The organism is Nonomuraea sp. SYSU D8015 (genome assembly GCF_008065375.1).
Taxonomy (GTDB): domain Bacteria; phylum Actinomycetota; class Actinomycetes; order Streptosporangiales; family Streptosporangiaceae; genus Nonomuraea.
This window is the reverse complement of record NZ_VJYI01000008.1, coordinates 181,379-195,974: the sequence shown is the minus strand read 5'-3', so window position 1 is coordinate 195,974 and position 14,596 is coordinate 181,379. Positions and strand designations below refer to the sequence as shown.

The following is a 14,596-nucleotide window of genomic DNA, read 5'->3' as shown; positions in this document are numbered from 1 at the left end:
GTCACTCACTTTTTCGATGACTAGCTGTGATTCCTGTCACGTATGCCCGTCAGAGGCGCTGCCCCTGGGTCGGCAACTTAACCACGGTCACGAAAAAATCATCGATCTGCCGGACAACCCGGATAAATTGCTCAAAGTCCACCGGTTTCGAGACATAGGCGTTGGCGTGGAGCCGGTAGCTGTGGAGGATGTCCTCCTCCGCCTCCGACGTCGTCAGGATCACCACCGGGATCGTCCGCAGCGCGTTGTCGGCCTTCACCTCGCGCAGCACCTCCATGCCGCTCATCCGCGGCAGGTTGAGGTCGAGCAGGATGAGGTCGGGCCGGGGAGCGTCGGCGTAGCCGCCCTCCTGGCGCAGGTACGCCATGGCCTGCTCGCCGTCGTTCACCACGTTGAGGCGGTTGCGTACCTTGTTGAAGTCGAAGGCCTCCTTGGTGAGCAGGATGTCGCCCTGGTCGTCCTCCACCAGGAGCACCTCGATCGGGCGCCACTCAGTCATCGTCGTCTCCAGCCGCGGGTAGCGTCCAGCGGAACGTCGCGCCCTGGCCCTCCGCGCTGCCGTCGAGCCACAGTTGTCCGCCGTGGTACTCGACGATCTTGCGGCACAGTGCCAGGCCGATGCCAGTCCCTGGATACACGTCGCGGGCGTGGAGGCGCTGGAAGATGAGGAAGATCCGGTCGGCGTACTTCGCCTCGACCCCGATCCCGTTGTCCGAGCAGCTGAACTCCCACATGGCGCCGGAGCGCTTGACCCCGATGTGGATGCGCGGCGGCTCCTCGGAGCGGAACTTGACGGCGTTCTCGATCAGGTTCTGGAAGAGCTGGGTGAGCTGCAGCCGGTTGCCCTTGACCTTGGGCATGTCGTCCCTGGTGACCGTGGCCCCGGTGTCCTCGATCACGGCCGAGAGGTTCTCCAGCGCCTGGTTCAGCGCCTCGCCGGAGTCGGTCACCGTGCGCTCGCCGGTGACCCGGCCCACGCGGGAGAAGTCCAGCAGGTCGTTGATCAGCAGCTGCATGCGTTTGGCGCCGTCCACGGCGTAGTGGATGTACTGCTTGGCGCGTTCGTCGAGCTGCGGGCCGTAGCGCTGCTCCAGCATCTGGGTGAAGCTGGCGACCTTGCGCAGCGGCTCCTGCAGGTCGTGGCTGGCCACGTACGCGAACTGCTCCAGCTCGCCGTTGGACCTGCGCAGCTCCTCGGCCTGCTCGGAGGCCACCCGCCAGGCCGACACGATGCGGTCGCGCATGGAGTCGATGTGGCTGGACAGCTCAGCCAGCTCCGCCGGCCTGTCGACGTGCAGGGCGTGGTCGAAATCGCCGGCGGCGACCTTGCGTACCTGGTCGGTGAGCTGGTCGATGGGCTTCAGCACGGCGTAGCGCACGATGACCCCGAGCCCGACGCCGCAGACGAGCAGCACCGCGAACAGCACGATGAGCGCCGCGTTGAGCCGCCCGATCTGCGCGGCCACCTCGGGCTTCGGGTCCAGCGCCTGCGTCTGGGCGAGCATCACCATGGTGACCACGACCCCGGCCGCGAACGCCACGCCGGCCACCGCCCCGATGAACAGGAACCAGCGGGCGACCGGTAGCCTGCCGAGCCCGGTGGGCTCCCTGGGCGGCGGCAGCGGGTGGATGCTCATGCTCTCCTCCTGCTCACCAGAACCACGGCCAGGTCGTCGCTGAGCGTGCCCACGTGCCGGATGAGCCGGTCGAGGTCGACGGCGCCGTGCTCGCGCACCAGCCCGACCAGGCCCTCCACGCCCAGCAGTTCGTTGCGCTCGCCCACGGCCGCCTCGATCAGGCCGTCGGTGTAGAGCATCATCGACCACTTGTCACCCAGCGGCACGTCGAGCACCGACCACTCCGCGTCGGGGAAGATCCCGAGCGGCGGGCCGGACGGGGCGCCGTCGACCACCTCGACGGCGCCGTCGCGCACCAGCACCGGCGGCGGGTGCCCGACCACGCGCATCCTCGCGTACCTCAGGTCCGGTGTGATCGTCGCCATGCACAGGGTGGTGAAGATCTCCGGCGCCTTGCGCTCGGCCCGCAACAGCGCGTCGAGGGTGCGCAGCAGCGTGTCGCCGGTCTGCCCGGCCAGCACCAGCGTGCGCCAGGCGATGCGCATCGCCACGCCGAGCGCGGCCTCGTCCGGCCCGTGCCCGCACACGTCGCCCACCACGACGTGCACGGCGCCGTCCGGCGTCTGCACCGTGTCGAGGAAGTCACCGGCCAGCGTGCCGCCGCTGCCCGGCAGGTAGCGGGTCGTGTGCTCGATCTCGTCGGTGTGCAGCAGCGCGATGGGGAGCAGGTCCCGCTGCATCCTGGCGTTCTGGCCGGCGATCAGCTCGGCCTCGACCAGCCTCAGCTGCGCGAGGTCGGCCCGCTTGCGCTCCATCGCGTACCTGATGGCCCTGGCCAGCAGTCGCGCGTCGATGTCCTGCTTGACGAGGTAGTCCTGCGCGCCGGCCTGGACGGCGGCCACGCCCACGTGGGCGTCCCTGAGCCCGGTGAGCACGAGCACCGCCGCGTGCGGCGCCAGCGCCAGCACCTCTTCCAGGGCCTCCAGCCGGCTGGCGTCGGGCAGTGAGAGGTCGACGAGCACACACTGAATGGTGGAGGTCAGCTTGGACTTGGCCTCCTGGAGGCTCCGCGCCCGGAAGATCTTCGGCGGCGCCACGGCCTGCTCGAGCAGTTCCTCGACGAGGAAAGCGTCGCCGTCGTCGTCCTCGACGAGGAGCAGCGTCAGCGTTTCGGAGAGATTTGCCGTCACAGACCGCCTCACCGGGACGTCGGGAACGTTGCTGCTCATTCTGCGATGAGCTCCACCCCTTGTGGAAGCGTCCCCTCTTGTCCGGCCTCCACCACAAAAGTTAGCAAAGTTTCCCGGAACGCCTGCGCGGCCGTGGTCGGCTCGACGTCCTTGCGGTGGGCCAGCGCGATCGTCCGGCTCAGCCCCGGCGGCCTGAGCGGCGTGCCCGAGAGGCCCGGCCGCCCGTCGAGCACCATCGAGGGCACCACGGCCACCCCCAGCCCCGCCTCCACGAACCGCAGCACCGCGTCCATCTCGCCGCCCTGCACCGCGAACCGCGGCTCGAACCCGGCCTGCCGGCACGCCGCCAGCGTGGCCTCCCGCAGGTCGTAGCCGCGCCGGAACATCACCATCGGCCTGCCGCGCAGGTCCTCGATCTCCGCGAACGGGCGTTTGTGCTGCTCGTGGGAGGGTGTCACCACCACGAGGTTCTCCCGGAGGATCTCCTCGGTCACCAGCGACGGGTCGTCGCTCTGCAGCGGCATGATGATCAACGACAGGTCGAGCTGCCCCCGTGCCAGCGCCCTGACCAGGTCACGTGAGCCGCCCTCCTCGACCAGCAGCTCGATCCCCGGGTACGCGCGGTGGAAGCGGGCCAGGGCGTCCGCCACCAGCCCCGCGCAGAGCGACGGCGTGGCCCCGAGCCGCACCCGGCCCCTCCTGAGCCCCGCGAGCTGGGCCACCTCCTGCCTGGCGGTGTCGGCGTCGGCGAGGATCCGGCGCGCCAGCGGCAGCAGCGCCTCGCCGGCCGGGGTCAGCGTGACGTTGCCGCGCGCCCGGGAGAACAGCGGGGCGCCGAGGTCGGTCTCCAGCGCCTTGATCTGCTTGCTCAGCGACGGCTGCGCCACCCGCATGCGCTCGGCGGCCTGGGTGAAGTGCCTGGTCTCCGCGACGGCGACGAAGTAGGCGAGCTGTTGCAGCTGCATGTGATTTTCCTCGCATCAGCTCACCGGTTTGTCCGGAAAAAAGCCGCTTATACCAGCATCATAGCTTCCGGCTATGGAAACCAGACCGTCGATGACTTGGACGGGATCATCGCTGCGTATCTAGCGTCTGAAGACGTGACTGCGACGATTGAGCGCGGCGCCTCCACCGCGCCTGTTACACCTCCCAAGTCCACTCCAACGCGCAAGCCGAACGGCGGGTTCCTGACCTCGTCGAACGGCAAGAAGGTCGTCATGGCGGTCACGGGCGCCGTGATGGTGCTCTTCCTCGTCCTCCATATGCTGGGCAACCTCAAGATCTTCCTCGGCAAGGACTCGTTCAACGAGTACGCCCACGCGCTGCGGACGCTGCTCGAGCCGCTGCTGCCGTACCGGACGGTGCTGACGGTCCTGGAGGTCGTCCTCGTCGCCTCGGTCGTCCTGCACATGTGGGCCGCGATCTCGCTCTCCCGCCGCGCCGGCAAGGCGAGGCCGGTCAAGTACGTCGCCAAGAAGTCGCAGGCCGCCGGCTACACCACGCACATCATGCGGTGGGGCGGCGTGACGATCGCGCTCTTCGTGGTCTGGCACCTGCTCGACCTGACCTTCGGCGTCGTCAACCCCAAGGGCTTCGACTCCGCCCCCGCCGACCGGATGATCGCCGGCTTCGAGCCGTCGCGGTGGTGGGTGACGCTGATCTACATCGTGGCCGTGGTCATGGTCGGCCTGCACCTGCGGCACGGCGTCTGGAGCGCCGTCCAGACCCTGGGCTGGGCCAACAGCACCCGCAACAAGGTTCTGCGCCTGTCGGCGGGCCTGCTCTCCGCCGTTCTGGTCATCGGCTTCCTCGCCCCGCCCCTCGCGATCACGTTCGGAGTCGTCAAGTGAAGTACACCGAAGGTCCGGAGATCCGGGACGCCAAGGCTCCTTCCGGGCCCATCGAGGAGCGGTGGGAGAAGCGGAAGTTCAGCGCCAAGCTGGTCAACCCCGCCAACAAGCGCAAGCTCAACGTGATCGTGGTCGGCACCGGCCTCGCGGGCGGCTCGGCCGCCGCGACGCTGGGCGAGCTGGGCTACAACGTCAAGTCGTTCTGCTACCAGGACTCGCCGCGCCGCGCCCACTCCATCGCCGCGCAGGGCGGCATCAACGCCGCGAAGAACTACCGCGGCGACGGCGACAGCATCTACCGGCTGTTCTACGACACCGTGAAGGGCGGCGACTTCCGCGCCCGGGAGTCGAACGTCTACCGCCTCGCCCAGGTCTCGGTGAACATCATCGACCAGGCCGTCGCCCAGGGCGTGCCGTTCGCCCGCGAGTACGGCGGCCTGCTCGACACCCGCTCCTTCGGCGGCGCCCAGGTGTCGCGTACGTTCTACGCCCGCGGCCAGACGGGCCAGCAGCTGCTGCTGGGCGCGTACCAGGCGCTGGAGCGGCAGGTCGCGGCCGGGACCGTGACCATGCACACCCGGCACGAGATGCTCGACGTGATCGTCTCCGACGGGCGGGCGCGCGGCGTCATCGTGCGCGACATGGTGACCGGCGAGATCGAGCGCCACCTGGCCGACGCCGTGGTGCTGGCCACCGGCGGCTACGGCAACGTGTTCTTCCTGTCCACGAACGCCAAGGGCTGCAACACGACGGCGATCTGGCGGGCGCACGAGCGCGGCGCGTACTTCGCCAACCCCTGCTACACGCAGATCCATCCGACCTGCATCCCGGTGTCGGGCGAGTACCAGTCGAAGCTGACACTGATGTCGGAGTCGCTGCGCAACGACGGCCGCGTGTGGGTGCCGTTGCGCAAGAACGACACCCGGGCCCCGGGGGACATCCCGGACGACGAGCGCGACTACTACCTGGAGCGCATCTACCCGGCCTTCGGCAACCTGGTCCCGCGGGACATCGCCTCCCGCGCCGCCAAGAACGTCTGCGACGAGGGCCGCGGCGTCGGCCCCGGCGGGCTGGGCGTCTATCTGGACTTCCGGGACGCGATCAACCGGCTCGGCCGCGACGCCGTGGAGAAGAAGTACGGCAACCTCTTCGAGATGTACGAGCGCATCACCGGCGAGAACCCGTACGACGTGCCGATGCGCATCTACCCGGCCGTCCACTACACGATGGGCGGCCTGTGGGTGGACTACGACCTGCAGTCGACCATCCCCGGCCTGTTCGTCATCGGCGAGGCCAACTTCTCCGACCACGGCGCCAACCGCCTCGGCGCGTCCGCGCTGATGCAGGGCCTGGCCGACGGCTACTTCGTCCTGCCGACCACCATCGGCGACTACCTGGCGGCCGGCCCGTTCGGCGAGGTCGACGAGGCGGCGATCGCCGAGGCCGAGCTCAAGGTCCGGAACAAGATCGACCGGCTCCTGTCCGTGAACGGCACCCGCACCCCCGACTCCTTCCACCGCGAGCTCGGCAAGCTCATGTGGGACTACTGCGGCATGGAGCGCACCGAGGAGTCGCTGCGCAAGGCCCTGGAGCGCATCCCCGAGCTGCGCGAGGAGTTCTGGCAGAACGTCAAGGTGACCGGCACCGCCGAGGAGCTCAACCAGGTGCTGGAGCGCGCCGGCCGCGTCGCCGACTTCTTCGACCTGGCCGAGCTCATGTGCCTGGACGCCCTGGTCCGCACCGAGTCCTGCGGCGGCCACTTCCGCGCCGAGTCCCAGGACGCCGACGGCGAGGCCCTGCGCGACGACGAGAACTTCGCGCACGTGTCGGCCTGGGAGTGGGGCGCCGACGGCCCGATCCTGCACAAGGAACCGCTCGAGTACGAGTACGTCAAGATGACCCAGCGGAGCTACAAGTGAACCTGACCCTCAAGGTCTGGCGTCAGAGCGGCCCTTCTGACAAGGGACGCATGGTGACGTACAAGGTGGAGGACGTGTCTCCGGACATGTCCTTCCTCGAGATGCTCGACGTCCTGAATGAGCGCCTCATCCTCGAGGGCGACGACCCGATCGCCTTCGACCACGACTGCCGCGAGGGCATCTGCGGCATGTGCGGCATGGTGATCAACGGCGTCGCCCACGGCGAGCAGCGCGCCACGACCACCTGCCAGCTCCACATGCGCCACTTCGAGGACGGCGCCACGATCACCATCGAACCGTGGCGCGCGGCCCCGTTCCCGGTCGTCAAGGACCTGGTCGTGGACCGGAGCGCGTTCGACCGGATCATCCAGGCCGGCGGCTTCGTCTCGGTCCCGGCCGGCTCGGCCCCCGACGCCCACAGCATCCCGGTACGCAAGGAGGACGCGGACGCGGCCTTCGACGCGGCCACGTGCATCGGCTGCGGCGCCTGCGTCGCGGCCTGCCCGAACGGCTCGGCCTCGCTGTTCACCGCCGCCAAGATCACTCACCTGAGCCTGCTCCCGCAGGGCCAGCCGGAGCGCCTGTCGCGCGCGAAGGCCATGGTGGACCAGATGGACGCGGAGGGCTTCGGCGGCTGCACCAACACCGGCGAGTGCACGGCGGTGTGCCCGAAGGGCATCCCGCTGGACGCGATCGCCCGTATGAACGCCGACTACCTGAAGGCGAACGCCAAGTAGCCCGCTCGAGCGCAGCCCGAGCGGACCTCGCTACCGCTCGGGCTGCTTGCGGATCACCTGCGTCAGCAGCGTCAGCACCGCGAACGCCAGGACGGCGACGACCCCGGATAGAGCATGTCCAGGCGCGTGCCCGGCACGATCGCGGCGGTGACGACCGCGAGCCCGAAGGCCCCGCCGACCTGCAGCGAAAGGCCTTGTTGCGTTGCGGGCCCTCGGGGAACGTCGTGGTCAGCAGTGACATGGCCGCCGGCGCCGTGAAGGCCGCCGCCATGCCCTTGACGAAGCGCGAGACGATCAGCAGCCCCGCGTCGTCGATCACCGCGCCGAGCAGCGACAGGACGGCGAACACGGCCATGGCGGTCACCAGCACCCGCCGCCGGCCGAACAGGTCGGCGAACCGCCCGCCCAGCAGGAGGAAACGTTCTCGAGCCCGCCGAGCAGGATCACCCCGCTGAAGACGAGCAGCGCGATCCACAACCGCGGCGGCCAGCGTACGAGATCCCTCTGGGACGGCGAGGCGACAGTGCTCATGGATGTCTCCCCGGATCGTGGTCAGGCGCCCCGCCCATCGGGGCGCGGTGACTGAGCCTGCCGCGGCCGGCGGAGGTCTCCCAGAGCCCTGTCATGCTGACGACCAGTGGTCCTACTACTGACAGGGACAGGATCGTTTGCGGTGGTTTGCGTACGATCGGAGGCGATGAGCGATATCGACGACCGAAGCGTCCCTGAGCCGCTGACCCGCGGGCCGAGCTCGGCGAGTTCCTGCGCGGCCGCCCTGGACGCGATCTCGACCGCGCTGCGGCTGTCGGACGCCGAGCACGAGCACCTCACCCACCTGATCCGGTGCCGCCACCGCAAGCGGCAGGCGTCGCCGCCCCACCGGGAGCAGGCGCGGGGCACGCTCCGCGACATGCTGGCGGCCATGGAGGGGGTGCCGGCGTACGTGACGGGTGGCCGACGCGGTCGCCGCGCTGCGGTTGTGCGCGGGCTGCCGTCCGGACGATTGGTCGGCGAGCTCACGTTGTCCTTCGAGGCGTTCCGGCTCGGTTGGCCCGATGACAGCGAGCAGTGCCTGACCGTCTACCACGTCCGGCCCGGCTCCGCCGCGGCGGAGAACCTGCGCCTGCCGGCCAGCTGGGGCGCCGACGACGGCGATCAGGAACACTCCCGCATGATGCGCGCCAACTCCTCGGGACGCATGGGCGGCTCCGGCAGCGGGTGAGCCGCCGAGGCCCGGAACCCGTCCGGTATCAAGGCCAGGTGCCGCCGCCACGGTCGCGGCCGCACGCTCGCCGGCGCCTCGACCGTGCGCGCGATTCCCCCGGTCACGAAGGCCATTCTCCCAGGGGGCAGTCGTCGCGCACCGCCCCGGTCTCCCGTGCCCGCGCCACGATGCGCTGCATCTATCCCCGCGTGTGGCTCTCCGCCGGCGCGCGCCGCGAGACGAGGTCGTTGTAGCCGCGGTCGGCGGCCTGGAGCTCGCACACCCACTCCAGGACGTGGACCGCTTCCTGCTATCGGCCATCGCCCTGGTGCGGCGGGTCCTCAACCGGCATGGTGGAACGCGGCGACGGCGCCATCTTCTGGGACCTCGATGCCGAGCGGGATCGGGTGGAGGCTCTGGCCGGGAGCTTCGGGAGGTAGAGGAAGGCGACCGGGGCATCGCTCAGGGAGACCCAGACGAGAAAGATCGAACGAAACCCCGGCCGCCGTCGCCCAGCGTGACATTGCCGCTACAGATGTTAGTGAGTGCCGCCACCGCGTGTGGGCTACTTTCTCCAGAACACATGCCGCCGTGTAACAAGAGGTGGGCTCGGACCACTTCCTGGTGTCAGGAGAACGCATCCCCGAACGAAAGGGCTGGGCGGTGACGGATGATTCGCACCGGTTCACCGGCATGTACGACGAATGCCGACAACGTGTGTGGGCCTACGTGGTCAGCCGCGCGGGACGGCAGGTCGCGGACGAGGTGGTGAGCGAGACGTTCGCCATCGCCTGGCGGCGGCTGGACGACGTGCCGGAGCCGGCCCTGCCGTGGCTGCTCGGCGTGGCCAGGAACATTCTGCGCGACAACGTACGGGCCGAGGCACGCAGAGAGGCGCTGGCCGGGGAGCTGCGGTCCTGGACCGAGGGCGACGTGGCCGATCAGGTGACCGAGCGGATGGGGGTGCTGCGGGCGCTGGCCGCGTTGGCGGATGAGGATCGCGAGATCCTCGTCCTGGTCGCCTGGCACGACCTGTCGCCGAAGGAGGCGGCCAAGGTGGTCGGCTGCTCGTCGGCGGCCTTCCGGGTCCGCCTGCATCGGGCGCGCAAGCGGCTCAAGCAGGCGATGGAGGACGTCGCCGACCCGGCTCACGCGGCGCGGAGCCCGCGGGGCCGCGGCTCGTCGGCTCCTGTGCCGTCGGCTCAGCCGCCCCTGTCCAACGTTCGGAATCTCAGCGAGGAGTGGTCATGAACCCCATCGACGAACTCCGGGCCGCCCGGCCCGCGCATCTCGGTGACCGGCCGGTGGACGCACGCACCAGGGCCGCGGAGCTTTCCCACGCCATGTCCCAGCCGCGTCAGCCGCGGCGGCGCAGGATCGTCCGGCCGATGTGGGGGCTCGGCCTGGCGGGCGCCGCGGCCGCCGCGACCGCGGCGGTCGTCGTCATGGCGGGCAACGGGGTGGCGCCGACGCCGCGGGCGCCCGATGCCGGTGCAGACCCGGCCGTCGCCACGTCCCCGTACACGAGCCCTCCGAAGGTGAAGCTGTCGGCGCGGGACGTCCTGCTGGCCGCCGCCGAGAAGGCGGACCGGCAACCGGAGACGACGGCGGACTACTGGCACACCGCGACGGTGACCAGGACCGTCTTCACTGCGGCGGAGGGCGGCTACCGGGTCGCGACGGCGGACCGGCACGAGATGTGGACGCCGAGCGCCACCGGTGGCGAGCAGTGGAGCCGGAGCAGGTCGCTCGGCGCGTGGCCGGCCACCGAGGCGGACCGGAAGGCGTGGGAGGCGGCCGGGTCTCCGGCCGAGGTCGGGGTGCGGGTGCCGGGCAAGGGCAAAGGCGTGGCCATGAGGGTGCCCATGGCTCCCGGGAAGGTCCACACGAGCCGCAGCCCTCTCGTGGACGGGGACAAGGTGTTCTGGCTGGGCCGCAACGTGACCATGAAGGAACTGCGTGAGCTGCCCGACGACCCGGACGAGCTCAAGAAGTGGCTGCTGCGCTCGTACGAGGGGCACGACACCGAGTCGTCCAGCACGCCGATGGCCTCCGACGTGTGGCTGTTCAAGGTCAGCGCGGGCCTGATCACGGACATGCCGGTGACGCCGCAGGTGCGCGGCGCGGCGTTCCGCATGCTGGCCGAGCTCGACACCGTCGAGGTCGCGGGCGACGTGACCGACGCCGAGGGGCGCAACGGCACGGCCGTCTCCGTTGAGGAACCCGTCAAGGGCGGCGCCGTCCTGGAGAACCGGCTGATCTTCAACGAGGCGACCGGCCAGGCCCTCGCCAACGAGCACGTCGTGGTCAAGCCGGGCGGCATGCAGGCGGGCCTCGAGCCGGGCACGGTGTTGAGCTCGACCGCCGTCCTGGAGTCCGGCTGGACCGACGACAGGCCCTGACGCCGTGTGCGAGGCCCGCCGGACTCACCCGGTCTGGCGGGCCTCGTCGTTGGCGTTGGTGCGGATCTGCTGGATGCGCTGCTTGGTGAGGCCCAGCAGCTCGCCGATGTCCCCGTCCGACAGGCCCAGCTCGTGCATGTGCTTGACGCGTTTCTTCAGCGTGCGCGTGTAGTCCTCGGCGATCGCGGCGGCCTGGCGCTGGAGCGCGGCGAAGTCGTCGAGGTCCTGCTCCGACAGGCCGGGCAGGGTGTAGTGGTAGACGGGCGTCGGGGGCTGGGCGCGGTCGGCGAACAGGTACGGCAGACCTTCGGCGACGTCCCCGTGCAGCTCCTTCAGCGTACGGGCCGACATGCCGCCGGCCACGCCGTCCACCTCGGCCAGCCACAGGTTGCCGGCCATGGTGACGTGGACGTCAACGCGGTCTGCGGGGCTCATCGGTTCTCCAACCCAGGTCGTCAGTCCTCTAGCCAGTCGTCGCCGAACAGGTGCGCGAGCCCCTGTTCGAGGGAGTGCACCAGCTGCGGGGTCTCCCGAGGGTACAGCGGGACGATCGCCCGGGCCGCCACACGGCCCTCGGCATCCCATAGCAAGAGGAATCGCTGCCGCTTCGTCGTTTCCGCCCAGTCGCAGCGCAAGCCATGGAGATGGGAGAGCCCGATGATCCGATCGCGGATGGCCGCGTAGTCGTCTCGTTCCACCACACGCGGCAGACTATATCCCTTGCCTACCATCGACAATGGGTCTTGTCGCCATGATTGTCTAAGGTGTGTTGCGTTCGTCCGGCCCCCAGGCTCGGAGGAACGTGCGTACCGCGGTCCGGGCCAGCTCTCGCAAATCCGGATCCGCGATCGTACGGGTGCCCAGCTGGGAACGGGCCTCCAGGGGGCCGATGAGCAGGGCCATGAGCTGCTCGGCCGCCAGGTCGGGGTCGGTGGCGCGCAGGCGGCCCGTGAGTGTGAGCCTGGCCAGCCGGTCGGCCAGCGCCCGGTTGAGGCGATCGGGGCCGCTCTCTACGGCGATCTCCAGAAGGTCGGGAAATCTGGTGACTTCGGAGTAGAGGAGGCGGCGCAGCGCGCAGGAGCGGTCGTCGGTGTGCAGGCGCAGCAGTGCGTGGGCGACGTCTTCCAGTGTGGCGGGGAGATCGTCGCCGGGGCTCGCCAGCGGCTCCAGGGCCGTCAGGCGGTCGTCGAGCGCCGCCCGCGCCGCGGCCTCGACGGCGTGCCTGAACAGCGTGGCCTTGTCGGTGAGGTGGTTGTAGACCGTCGGCTTGGCCACCCCCGCCTCGTGGGCGATCTCCTGCACGCAGGCCTGGGCATAGCCCTGGCGGGCGAACACGGTGAACGCGCCTTCCAGGATCGCCTGCCTCTTGTCGATCCGCCCCCGTGAGGCGGCGCTGCTGCTCATGCCTTCGATTGTACCGGTGGGTTCAATGCGATTGACTTATGGGTTGTGTCATTACTGGATAGACAACTACTTTGAACCCATGAGTTCAAACGACCCTTTGGGGCCGCGGCTTCTGGGCGTGATCGCCGTGGTCCTGCTCGGTGGGCTGCTGGGCATCCTCAACAGCACGATGGCCGCCGTGGCCGCCGGCACGCTGGCCCGGGCCCTCGACACGTCACTGAGCACGATCGGCTGGACGTCCACCGGGTTCCTGCTGGCCGTCACCGCCACGATCCCGTTCACGACCTGGGCGGTCGACCGGTTCGGGGGCAAGCGGCTGTGGCTGGGCGGCCTGCTGCTGTTCCTGGCCGGATCGCTCGGGGCCGGGCTGGCCTGGAACGTCGGCAGCCTGATCGCCTTCCGCGTCCTGCAGGGCTTCGGGGCCGGGCTGCTCGATCCGCTCGTGCTGATCCTGCTGGCCAGGGCCGCCGGGCCGCAGCGTGCCGGGCGGGTGATGGGGCTGATGGGCGTGGTGCTGTCCCTCGGGCCGGTGCTGGGGCCGATCGCCGGCGGTGCCGTGCTCGACAGCCTGCCGTGGCGGTGGATGTTCCTGCTCAGCGTGCCCTTCGGGGCGATCGCGTACGTGCTCGCCCTGCGGGTGATACCGGCCGACGAGCCGCCTGGCGGACCGCGGGAGGCGAGGCTCGACGTGCTGGGGCTGGCGCTGCTGGGTCCCGGATTCGCGGCCGTCGTGCTGGCGCTGTCGCAGACGGCCGAGCACGGGACGTTCGCCACCTGGCAGTCGCTGCTCCCGCTGACCGCGGGCGTCGTGCTGCTGCTCGGCTACGCGGTCCACGCTCGCCGGAGCACCCGGCCCCTGATCGACCTGCGGCTGTTCGCGAGCCGGGGCTTCAGCGCCAGCGTCACGATCATGGGGCTCGGCGGGCTCGCGCTCTTCGCCGCCCTGTTCGTGCTGCCGCTGTACTACCAGCAGCTCCACGGCCACGGCGTGCTCGCCGCCGGACTGCTCATGGCCCCGCTCGGGCTCGGCGGCGCGCTCGCCATGCCGCTGGCCGGACGTCTGTCCGACCGGGTCGGCGCCCGCGGCCTGGCCGTCGGCGGCGCCCTCGTGTCGGCGATGAGCGGGCTCGCCCTCACCCGGGTCGGCGCGGACACGCCCGAGGTGTGGCCGGCGCTGGCGGCGTTCGCGTTCGGGCTGGGCAGCGGCTGCTTCAGCGCGCCGACGATGGGCTCCCTCTATCGCACGCTGCCCGGGCCGATGGTGGCGCAGGGCAGCTCGGTGCTGTACATGCTCAACCAGCTCGGCGCGGCCCTCGGCGTCGCGATCGTCACGCTCGTCCTGCAGACGGCAGGCGATCCCGTCGCCGGCTTCCACGGCGTCACCTGGTTCTCCCTCGCCGTGATCGTGATCATCCTGGCCGCCGTACCGCTCCTGCCCGGCAGGCCGCGGACGCCTGCCGGACAGCCCGTACCCGACCAGCTCACGAGGACCTCATGAAGACATTGGTGATCACCGGCGGGACTGACGGCATGGGCAGGGCGGTCGCCCGCGTCCATCTCGACCGGGGCGACACGGTGGTGGTCGTCGGCCGGGATGCACGCAAGGCGCCGCCCGGAGCGGTGTTCATCCCGGCGGACCTGAGCTTGGTGAGGGAGAACCGGCGGGTGATCGAGGAGATCAACGCCAAGTTCCCCGCCGTGGACGCGCTCGTGCTGTGCGCGCGGTACTTCCGGACGAACCGGTACGTGACCGTCGAACGGCTGGAGGGGACGTTCGCGCTCGACTACCTGAGTCGTTTCCTGCTCAGCCACGGCCTGCGGGAGCCGGGGCTCATCGTCAACGTGTCAGGCCCCGGCCAGCCGGACGGGCGCATTCATTGGGACGATCTCATGTTGGAGCGCGGGTACGACGGCGTGACGGCCCAGTTCCAGGCCGGCAAGGCGAACGACCTCCTGGGTGTCGCCTTCGCGGCACGCGCCCGCCGTACGCGATATGTCCTGATCCATCCTGGAGGCGTGTCCACAAGCGTGGCCGGCGAGTACGACGCGACCACCGCCCCGCATGCCGAGGCGCTCAAGCGGTACGGGATGCCGGTCGAGGAGGGGATCAAGCCGATCGTGGCCCGCATCGACGACCCACCCGCCGAGCCGCTCAGCGCGTTCGTACGGGATCGTCGGATCGGCCTGGACCTTCCGTCCTTCGACCGGCGAGCGGCGGAGCGGCTTCACGAGCTCACGTGGGAGCTGATTGGTTCGAGAGAAGGACCAATTTAGTGATATTGGCTCTGGAGAGGGTCCATTCGATGGCGATTT

16 protein-coding genes and 1 pseudogene are annotated in these 14,596 nt (G+C 70.0%); 8 read left to right on the top strand and 9 right to left on the bottom strand.

The features are described from left to right. Positions 1 to 49: 49 nt before the first annotated feature. The 4 genes from ID574_RS31015 to ID574_RS31000 are packed head-to-tail and all read right to left on the bottom strand — an operon-like array spanning position 50 to position 3,732. A complete protein-coding gene (locus ID574_RS31015) occupies positions 50 to 499 on the bottom strand; it encodes a response regulator (protein ID WP_188192527.1) in 450 nt (149 codons plus the stop codon). After that, complete coding sequence (locus ID574_RS31010; protein WP_188192526.1) at positions 492 to 1,637, bottom strand: ATP-binding protein; 1,146 nt, start codon at positions 1,635 to 1,637, stop codon at positions 492 to 494. The genes ID574_RS31015 and ID574_RS31010 overlap by 8 nt, the downstream gene beginning before the upstream one ends. Beyond that, positions 1,634 to 2,767, bottom strand: a complete 1,134-nt coding sequence (locus ID574_RS31005) for a PP2C family protein-serine/threonine phosphatase (protein WP_188192525.1) — start codon at positions 2,765 to 2,767, stop codon at positions 1,634 to 1,636. The genes ID574_RS31010 and ID574_RS31005 overlap by 4 nt, the downstream gene beginning before the upstream one ends. A 35-nt stretch (positions 2,768 to 2,802) precedes the next feature. Continuing rightward, the gene (locus ID574_RS31000) at positions 2,803 to 3,732 is read right to left on the bottom strand and encodes a LysR family transcriptional regulator (protein ID WP_188192524.1); all 930 of its coding nucleotides are present in this window, start codon (positions 3,730 to 3,732) and stop codon (positions 2,803 to 2,805) included. Positions 3,733 to 3,867: 135 nt separating this feature from the next. On the opposite strand from ID574_RS31000, the gene ID574_RS30995 reads away from it, so the two are divergent. Genes ID574_RS30995 through ID574_RS30985 form a run of 3 tightly spaced genes read left to right on the top strand, consistent with a single transcriptional unit; the run spans position 3,868 to position 7,273 of the window. Beyond that, positions 3,868 to 4,617: a succinate dehydrogenase cytochrome b subunit gene (locus tag ID574_RS30995; protein WP_188192523.1), complete on the top strand. Its 750-nt coding sequence runs from the start codon at positions 3,868 to 3,870 to the stop codon at positions 4,615 to 4,617. Continuing rightward, positions 4,614 to 6,536, top strand: coding sequence for a fumarate reductase/succinate dehydrogenase flavoprotein subunit (locus ID574_RS30990; RefSeq protein ID WP_188192522.1), 1,923 nt, complete (start codon positions 4,614 to 4,616; stop codon positions 6,534 to 6,536). Before ID574_RS30995 ends, ID574_RS30990 begins: the two co-directional genes overlap by 4 nt. Continuing rightward, positions 6,533 to 7,273 carry a succinate dehydrogenase/fumarate reductase iron-sulfur subunit gene (locus ID574_RS30985; protein ID WP_188192521.1) on the top strand — a complete coding sequence of 247 codons (741 nt, stop codon included), beginning with the start codon at positions 6,533 to 6,535 and terminating at the stop codon, positions 7,271 to 7,273. The genes ID574_RS30990 and ID574_RS30985 overlap by 4 nt, the downstream gene beginning before the upstream one ends. A gap of 247 nt (positions 7,274 to 7,520) precedes the next feature. Here the strand turns inward: ID574_RS30985 and ID574_RS61835 are convergent. Together ID574_RS61835 and ID574_RS60285 are read right to left on the bottom strand one after the other, a co-directional pair. Beyond that, positions 7,521 to 7,628 (bottom strand): annotated as a pseudogene (locus ID574_RS61835) (hypothetical protein); the annotation flags it as partial. A 5-nt stretch (positions 7,629 to 7,633) separates the two neighbouring features. Next, positions 7,634 to 7,804, bottom strand: a complete 171-nt coding sequence (locus tag ID574_RS60285) for a hypothetical protein (RefSeq protein ID WP_223167284.1) — start codon at positions 7,802 to 7,804, stop codon at positions 7,634 to 7,636. A 166-nt stretch (positions 7,805 to 7,970) separates the two neighbouring features. On the opposite strand from ID574_RS60285, the gene ID574_RS30975 reads away from it, so the two are divergent. The 3 genes from ID574_RS30975 to ID574_RS30965 all read left to right on the top strand — a co-directional run bounded on the left by ID574_RS30975 (position 7,971) and on the right by ID574_RS30965 (position 10,879). After that, positions 7,971 to 8,495, top strand: coding sequence for a hypothetical protein (locus ID574_RS30975; protein WP_188192520.1), 525 nt, complete (start codon positions 7,971 to 7,973; stop codon positions 8,493 to 8,495). 645 nt (positions 8,496 to 9,140) lie between these two features. After that, on the top strand, positions 9,141 to 9,728 hold the full coding sequence (locus ID574_RS30970) for an RNA polymerase sigma factor (protein ID WP_223167244.1): 588 nt from the start codon (positions 9,141 to 9,143) through the stop codon (positions 9,726 to 9,728). After that, complete coding sequence (locus ID574_RS30965) at positions 9,725 to 10,879, top strand: CU044_5270 family protein (RefSeq protein WP_188192519.1); 1,155 nt, start codon at positions 9,725 to 9,727, stop codon at positions 10,877 to 10,879. The genes ID574_RS30970 and ID574_RS30965 overlap by 4 nt, the downstream gene beginning before the upstream one ends. Before the next feature lie 24 nt (positions 10,880 to 10,903). Here the strand turns inward: ID574_RS30965 and ID574_RS30960 are convergent, their stop codons facing one another. From ID574_RS30960 to ID574_RS30950, 3 genes are read right to left on the bottom strand one after another with little or no spacing between them, the layout of a single operon-like run. Beyond that, positions 10,904 to 11,314 (bottom strand): hypothetical protein, encoded by a 411-nt coding sequence (locus ID574_RS30960; protein WP_188192518.1) that lies wholly within the window; start codon positions 11,312 to 11,314, stop codon positions 10,904 to 10,906. 20 nt (positions 11,315 to 11,334) lie between these two features. Then, on the bottom strand, positions 11,335 to 11,580 hold the full coding sequence (locus ID574_RS30955) for a hypothetical protein (protein ID WP_188192517.1): 246 nt from the start codon (positions 11,578 to 11,580) through the stop codon (positions 11,335 to 11,337). A gap of 58 nt (positions 11,581 to 11,638) precedes the next feature. After that, entirely contained in the window at positions 11,639 to 12,283 is a 645-nt protein-coding gene (locus ID574_RS30950) for a TetR/AcrR family transcriptional regulator (protein WP_188192516.1), read from the bottom strand. A 79-nt stretch (positions 12,284 to 12,362) separates the two neighbouring features. Here ID574_RS30950 and ID574_RS30945 point away from each other — a divergent pair, with 79 nt between their 5' ends. Together ID574_RS30945 and ID574_RS30940 are read left to right on the top strand one after the other, a co-directional pair. Then, positions 12,363 to 13,781: a DHA2 family efflux MFS transporter permease subunit gene (locus ID574_RS30945; RefSeq protein ID WP_188192515.1), complete on the top strand. Its 1,419-nt coding sequence runs from the start codon at positions 12,363 to 12,365 to the stop codon at positions 13,779 to 13,781. After that, the gene (locus tag ID574_RS30940; protein WP_188192514.1) at positions 13,778 to 14,557 is read left to right on the top strand and encodes an SDR family NAD(P)-dependent oxidoreductase; all 780 of its coding nucleotides are present in this window, start codon (positions 13,778 to 13,780) and stop codon (positions 14,555 to 14,557) included. The genes ID574_RS30945 and ID574_RS30940 overlap by 4 nt, the downstream gene beginning before the upstream one ends. Positions 14,558 to 14,596: the final 39 nt, after the last annotated feature.